This is a genomic window from Actinosynnema sp., from assembly GCF_052038725.1.
This window is the reverse complement of the sequence record NZ_JBQGCX010000730.1, coordinates 1-1,622: the sequence shown is the minus strand read 5'-3', so window position 1 is coordinate 1,622 and position 1,622 is coordinate 1. Positions and strand designations below refer to the sequence as shown.

Sequence of the window (1,622 nt, the reverse complement as noted above, 5' to 3'; positions counted from 1 at the left end):
GCCGTCGCCGTCGACCCGGACACCGGGGAGGTCCGGGTGCTGCGCAGCGCGCACGCCGCCGACGCCGGGCGCGTGGTGAACCCGCTGCAGTGCCGGGGACAGGTCGAGGGCGGGGTCGCGCAGGGGATCGGCGCGGCGCTGTTCGAGGAGGTGCTGCTCGACGCCACCGGGGCGGTCGCCACCGACGTGCTCCGCCGCTACCGGGTGCCCGCGTTCGCGGACGTGCCCAGGACCGAGGTGTGGTTCAGCGACAACGGCGACGCCTACGGGCCGCTCGGGGCCAAGTCGATGAGCGAGAGCCCGGTCAACCCGGTCGCGCCCGCGCTGGCCAACGCCCTCCGCGACGCCACCGGCGTCCGCTTCACCCGGCTCCCGCTGCGCCGCGACCGGGTGTGGGCGGCGCTGCGCGACGCGCGGGGGATCACGCCGTGAACACCAGCGCCCCGTCCGCCACCGGGCGGTGCCGCAGCGACACGATGTCCGGCAGGTAGCCCCGCACCGGCTTCCACGGCCCCTCCGCGCCCGCCCTCGGGAACTCGTGCACCGACCGCCGCACGTACCCGGCGGAGAGGTCCAGCAGCGGCCGGGTCGCCATCCCCGCGTTGTCGGTGTGCGGCGCGCACCTGCGGTAGCCGTGCTCGGCCATGTGCCGCAGCACCCGCACCAGGAACTCGCTCACCAGGTCGGCCTTGAGCGTCCACGAGGCGTTCGTGTAGCCGACCGTGAACACCAGGTTCGGCACGTCGCTGAGCATCGTGCCCCGGTACACCAGCTTGTCCGGCAGGCGCACCGGCTCGCCGTCCACCACCAGGTCGATCCCGCCCAGCGGCAGCAGGTTCAGCCCGGTCGCCGTCACCACCACGTCGGCGGGCAGCTCCCGGCCCGACGCCAGCTCGATCCCGGTGCGGGTGAAGCGGGCGATCCGGTCCGTCACCACGGACGCCCGGCCGCTGCTGATCGCGGTGAACAGGTCGCCGTCCGGGGCGACGCACAACCGCTGGTCCCACGGGTCGTAGCGCGGCGCGAAGTGCTCGCGCACCGGGTAGTTCGCGGGCAGCCTGCGCGCGACGTCCTTGAGCAGCAACCGCTTCACCAGCTTCGGCGCCCGCCTGCTCAGGTGGTACAGGCCGGAGCTGAGCGCGATGTTGCGCCACCGCACCGCGCCGTGGCCGCCCACCCGGCGCAGCGCCCGCGCGATCCGGTCGTCGTTCGGCACCGAGGCGACGTAGCCGGGGGAGCGCTGGAGCATCGTCACGTGGCCCGCGCTCGGGGCCAGCGCGGGCAGCAGCGTGATCGCGGTCGCCCCGCTGCCGATCACCACCACCCGCTTGCCCGCGCAGTCCAGGTCGTCCGGCCACTGCTGCGGGTGCACCACCCGGCCGCCGAAGTCCGCGAGTCCGGGGAAGTCCGGCCGGTAGCCCCGGTCGTACCGGTAGTAGCCCGCGCACAGGTGCAGGAAGTCGCAGGTGAGCACGACCGGTTCGCCGTCGTGCTCGGCGTGCACCACCCAGCGGTTGTCCGCGCTCGACCACTCGGCGCGGGACACCCGGTGCCGCAACCGGATCCGGTCCGTCACGCCGGAGCGCGCCGCGGTGTCGCCGAGGTAGTCCCGGATCGCCCCG

The 1,622-nt window shown here is 74.8% G+C and carries 2 protein-coding genes; one reads left to right on the top strand and one right to left on the bottom strand.

Going from position 1 to position 1,622, the window contains the following annotated elements; all coding sequences use genetic code 11:
- Nucleotides 1-432, top strand: a 432-nt coding sequence (locus ACTUAL_RS15150) for a molybdopterin cofactor-binding domain-containing protein (protein WP_440900702.1), incomplete at its 5' end; no start/stop codon positions are given.
- On the opposite strand, the gene ACTUAL_RS15145 is transcribed toward ACTUAL_RS15150, so the two are convergent.
- The coding region (locus ACTUAL_RS15145; protein ID WP_440900701.1) for a flavin-containing monooxygenase at nt 422-1,622 on the bottom strand (1,201 nt) is incomplete at its 5' end. The genes ACTUAL_RS15150 and ACTUAL_RS15145 overlap by 11 nt on opposite strands.